The organism is Kitasatospora sp. NPDC058218, from assembly GCF_042882445.1.
Taxonomy (GTDB): domain Bacteria; phylum Actinomycetota; class Actinomycetes; order Streptomycetales; family Streptomycetaceae; genus Kitasatospora.
Genome location: NZ_JBHVWC010000142.1, coordinates 1 through 5,352 on the forward strand (window position 1 = coordinate 1; position 5,352 = coordinate 5,352).

The 5,352-nt window shown below is 71.3% G+C and carries 3 protein-coding genes and 1 pseudogene; all 4 read left to right on the forward strand.

Translation table 11 applies throughout. The features are described from left to right. The first annotated feature begins 489 nt into the window (after positions 1 to 489). Positions 490 to 3,954, forward strand: a complete 3,465-nt coding sequence (locus tag ACFVYI_RS42140) for a nitrate- and nitrite sensing domain-containing protein (protein WP_387895384.1) — start codon at positions 490 to 492, stop codon at positions 3,952 to 3,954. Positions 3,955 to 3,964: 10 nt separating this feature from the next. Continuing rightward, positions 3,965 to 4,378 (forward strand): roadblock/LC7 domain-containing protein, encoded by a 414-nt coding sequence (locus ACFVYI_RS42145; protein ID WP_030057391.1) that lies wholly within the window; start codon positions 3,965 to 3,967, stop codon positions 4,376 to 4,378. Between the two features lie 161 nt (positions 4,379 to 4,539). Beyond that, entirely contained in the window at positions 4,540 to 5,226 is a 687-nt protein-coding gene (locus ACFVYI_RS42150) for a DUF742 domain-containing protein (RefSeq protein ID WP_387895387.1), read from the forward strand. Then, positions 5,207 to 5,352, forward strand: a pseudogene (locus ACFVYI_RS42155) (ATP-binding protein); the annotation flags it as partial. The gene ACFVYI_RS42150 and the pseudogene ACFVYI_RS42155, both read left to right, overlap by 20 nt.

Here is a 5,352-nt window from a genome sequence, read left to right on the forward strand (position 1 = left end):
CAGCGCCAAGAGCGCCCTCATCACCCTCGTCGAACACGCCCTCCTCGCCCGCCTCCGCTGAGCAAGCCCCACGCCGAACCGAAGCGAACAGCAGCGCCGCAGGTCGGCAGCCCCGGCGCCCACCGTCACGGTCGGGCGCCGGGGCACCTGCACAGACAGGACGGGTGTCGTCCGGGCGGCCCACGCAAGACCCCCACATAAGCAGCGGATAACAGTTCGGTAGGCATTTTGTGATCAACAGTGACCATGTGTAGCGAATTAGCATCGCTCAGCGCCAGAAGACCACGGTTTTGCTCCACGATGTCGGCGAATGTCCGAATTGTTCCGCAGCGGGCCGCCATCGACACCTGTTTGTCCCCCATCCCTGCACGTGCTGAAATTCCAGCTACCCCTAAATCCATTACGGCAGTCCCACCCAGCAGCGGGTCGCTGCCAGGGGTAGCGCTGGATTGATCCATGGCCGCCAATCGGCCGAGAGGTTGTTGTCGAGTGAGGCGTAAGCAGCAGGTCGCCCCGCAGCGGCGCTCCGAGCCCCGCCAGAGCGAGCCGAACGGTAACGCAACGGACCCGGCCGGATTCTCCGCGTTCACGCCGGTCGAGGAGCGCCCCCAGGCGCCCGTCCCGAAGCCCCCGGCGGCCTCCACGGAGCGCCGCGGCAGCGGCTCCGCGGACGACGGGAGCGGCGGCAAGGGCGGCAGCCGGTACGACTTCCTCCGGCCCCGCAACTGGCGTGTGCCGGCCCGTCTGATAGCCATCCTGCTGATCCCGGTCATCATCGGCCTGATCTTCGGCGGCCTGCGCGTCAACACCTCGGTCGACGGCTACGTCAAGGCCTCGCGCGCCGAGAAGACCGCCCGCCTCGCCAAGGCGGCCACCGAGCTCGCCGAGGCGCTGGAGAACGAGCGCGACAAGACGCTCAGCCCCCTGCTGACCGGCCAGGACCCGAACGGCGACGTCGCCAAGACCCGCAGCACCACCGACACCGCGATCAAGGCGTACAACGCGGCCTACGAGGCCAGCGACAAGTCCGCCGAGCTGCCCCACCGTCACGCGGCCTTCCAGAGCATGGTGGGCTTCCTGCCGCACCTGCGCGACACCGCCTACAAGCCGGAGCTGTTCGCGACCGCGACCCAGTCCGCCTACTCGACGATGATCGCGCCGCTGCTGGCCTACGACAACTCGGTCGGCCTCGGCAGCAGCAACATCACCAGCAAGGGCCGCGCGATCTACGCCATGTCGCTGGCCAAGGCCTCGGCCTCGACCCAGCGCGCGCTGATGCTCCACCTGCTGGTCGGCATCTCGGCCCAGTCCACCACCCGGTACGAGAACACCGACCTGATCCAGCAGCTCCTGGTCTCCCAGAAGCTGGAGCAGGTCTCGCTCTCCGAGTTCAACACCGGCAGCGCCCCCGAGGACGCCAAGCGGTACGCCGACGCCCAGGTCGCCCAGGCCGCCGCCGACCAGCGCGCCGCCTACCGGATGCCGAACGGCAGCGTGCCGACCATGACGGGCCTGCTGGGCCTCGGCGCCGCCTACACCCAGGCCGCCGCCGAGGGCCAGTCCAAGGGCAAGGCCGCCGCCGACGCCGCCTACAAGGAGGCCAAGGACGCCGGTCTGACCAAGGAGAACTGGGAGCAGGCCTCCAACACCCACATCGCCAGCCTGCGCGCCACCGAGGTCGCGCTGCTGGACGACGTCCTCCACGACGCCGCCGACCTGCGGGACAACGCGCTCTACGACGCCATCCTCAACTCGGCGATCGTGCTCGCCGCGCTGGTCCTCGCCGGTGTCCTCACCGGCTACGTGGCCCGCTCGATGATCCTGGGCATGCGCACCCTGCGCAACGCCGCCCTGGAGATCGCCGACCACCGCCTGCCGGACCTCGTCGAGAAGCTCTCCAAGACCGACCCGGACCGGGTGGACACCTCGGTCAGCCAGATCCCGCTGCACGGCAAGGACGAGATCGGCGAGGTCGCCCGGGCCTTCGACCAGGTCCACCGGCAGGCGGTCGCACTCGCCGCCGAGCAGGCCCTGCTGCGAGGGAACGTCAACGCGATCTTCACCAACCTGTCGCGCCGCAGCCAGAGCCTGATCCAGCGCCAGCTGGCGCTGATCACCGACCTGGAGAACAACGAGGCCGACCCGGACCAGCTGGAGAACCTCTTCAAGCTGGACCACCTCGCGACCCGTATGCGCCGCAACGGTGAGAACCTGCTCGTCCTCGCGGGCGAGGAGGCCGGCCGCCGCTGGAACACCCCGGTCCCGCTGGTCGACGTGCTCCGCGCCGCCGCGTCCGAGGTGGAGCAGTACGAGCGCGTCGAGCTCTCCGGCATCCCCGAGGCCGAGGTCGTCGGCGCCGCCGTGACCGACCTCGTCCACCTGCTCGCCGAGCTGCTGGAGAACGCCACCTCGTTCTCCAGCCCGCAGACCCGGGTGCTGGTCAACGCCACCCGCCTGCCGGACGGCCGGGTGCTGGTCGAGATCCACGACAAGGGCATCGGCCTCACCGCCGAGGACTTCGCCGAGATCAACGAGAAGCTGGCCGAGCCGCCCACCGTCGACGCCACCATCTCCCGCCGCATGGGCCTCTTCGTGGTCGGCCGGCTCTCCCAGCGGCACGACGTCCGCGTCCAGCTCCGCCCCTCCGGCGAGTCCGCGGGCACCACCTCGCTGGTCATGCTCCCGCCGTTCCTGACCCAGATGGGCCCGGCTCCGGAGCCGGAGGAACAGTTCACCGTCTCCCGGATCTTCGCCGAGCAGGAGCCGGCCGCGGCCGACTGGGCCGCCGCCGAGGTCCAGAACCAGCCGCGCAGCGCCGCCGAACTGGGCTTCGACGACCACCTCACCGGCAACGGCAACGCCGGCTCCAGCGGCTTCAGCCCGGCCCTGGAGGCCGTGCAGCGCTCGCAGCGGCTCGACCAGGTCCGCCGCGCGGCCCTGGAGTCCGGCCCGCACGGCGCCGCCGAGCAGCCGGTGGTCGACGCCGAGGTCGAGGACGAGTACCCGGCGTACGGCCGGCGCAACGACGACGGCTACGACCAGGACGGCCAGTACGCCCAGCAGGGGTACGACCGGTCCGGCTACGCCGACGAGCAGTACGGCTACGGCCAGGACGGCCAGTACGCCCAGGACGGCCAGTACAACCAGGACGGGTACGCCGGGGCCGGGTACGGGCAGAACGACTACGGTCAGGACGCCTACGGCCGGTTCCCGCAGCAGGGGTACGGCGACGACCAGTACGGCCAGAACCAGGGCCAGGACGACCAGTACGGCCAGTACCAGGGCTACGACCGGTCCGGCTACGCCGACGAGCAGTACGGGGCCGAGGAGGCCCCGGCCGGCCACCCGTACAGCCCGGAGCCGCCGGCGCTGCCGGCCGCCGAGACGACCGCCACCCTGCCGTCCGGGCTGCCGCAGCGCCGCCCCGGCCAGCAGCTGGCCGGTGCCGGCCCGGCGCCGGCACCGCAGCAGGGCGGCGGCCGGGACTCCGGCGAGACCCCGAACTGGTTCGCCGGCGCCAAGGACACCTCGGCGCCCACCGAACCGCGCGGACACGAGGTGTCCGCGCTGGGCGGCTACGGTCCCACCGGACCGACCGGCCCGACCAGCGCCGCCTGGCAGTCGCCCAACGACGGTGCCTGGCAGCGCGCCGAGCAGCTGCGCGAGCCCGCCTCCGGCGGGACCACCCCGTCCGGCCTGCCCCGGCGGGTGCCCAAGCAGAACCTGGTGGCCGGCAACGCCAAGCCCACTCCGCAGGACGGGCCGCAGGTCTCCCGCAGCCCCGAGGAGGTTCGTGGCCGGCTCACCAACCTGCGCCGCGGTGTGGAGCAGGGCCGCAGCGCCGGCAACACCGGAAGCTTCCGGATCGACCCCGATCAGGTAGACCCGTCCGGCAACGGACAGCAGAACCGCAGCACCGATCTCTTCGGCGGCTCGAACCACCAGGAGCGTTGAGTTGAGTCAGATGAGCCAGGCCGCACAGAACCTGAACTGGCTGATCACCAATTTCGTGGACAACACCCCTGGGGTGTCGCACACGGTGGTGGTCTCCGCGGACGGCCTCCTGCTGTGCATGTCCGAAGGTTTCCCCCGCGACCGCGCCGACCAGCTCGCCGCCGTCGCCTCCGGCCTCACCTCCCTCACCTCCGGCGCCAGCCGGATCTTCGAGGGCGGCGAGGTCAACCAGACCGTTGTCGAGATGGAGCGCGGTTTCCTCTTCCTGATGGCCGTCAGTGACGGCTCCGCCCTCGCCGTCCTGGCGTCCCCCGACTCCGACATCGGTCTCGTCGGCTACGAAATGGCGCTGCTCGTCGACCGCGCCGGCGCCGTCCTCACCCCCGCGCTCCGCGCAGAACTCCAGGGCAGTCTCCTGCACTGACGGTTCGTCGGATACCGTCCTGGTATTCGAAGCACCTCCACGCCCGTCCCGGGCCCGCTTCGGCGGGCTCGGGTTCGGACGTTGTACGGCCTTCGCACCACCGGCTCCGGACCTGTGCCAGAGCTCGCACCGCACCGCCGCACCTTGTGAGGAGAGGAACCGTGACACCGCCCGACGACCGCAGCGGCCAGTACGGCGTTCCGTACCCTGGCACGGGCCATGACGCCTTCGGAGCACCCGGCGTCGCCGGCCACGGTCAGGAGTACGGCCAGTACGGCCAGCAGCAGTACGGCCAGCCGTACCCGCAGCAGCAGCAGTACGGCCAGTACGACCGGCAGCCCTCGTACGACGCGCCCCCAGCCGGCTACCCGGCACCGGGAGGGACCGGCCACCTGCCCGGCCGGCACTCCGCCCCCGGACCGCAGCCCGGCCAGCACGGCCCAGGCCCCGGCCACGTGCCGACCCAGGACCCGGGGTACGTCGAGGAGTTCGAGGACGACTACGACTCGGGCCCGCTGATCCGGCCGTTCGCGATGACCGGCGGACGGACCCGGCCGCGCTACGAGCTGGCGCTGGAGGCGCTCGTCTCGGCCAACGTCGACCCGCAGCGCCTGGCCACCCTGCTCCCCGAGCACCAGCGGATCTGCACCCTGTGCACCGAGGTCAAGTCCGTCGCCGAGGTGTCGGCGCTGCTCTCCCTTCCTCTGGGGGTGGCCCGCATCCTCGTGGCCGACCTGGCCGAGGCCGGCCTGGTCGCCATCCACCAGCCCGCTTCCGGCGGCGAATCCGGAAACCAGCCCGACGTCACGCTGCTCGAAAGGGTCCTCAGTGGACTTCGCAAGCTCTAACGCGGCCGCCCCCACCCGCGCCACCACCTCCGCGAAGATCGTCGTCGCCGGCGGCTTCGGTGTCGGCAAGACCACGCTCGTCGGCGCCGTCTCCGAGATCAACCCCCTGCGCACCGAAGCCGTCAT

Excerpts from the sequence above, each read along its gene's own strand:
- ACFVYI_RS42145 (WP_030057391.1), top strand. The coding sequence starts at position 3,965 with ATGAGCCAGGCCGCACAGAACCTGAACTGGCTGATCACCAATTTCGTG.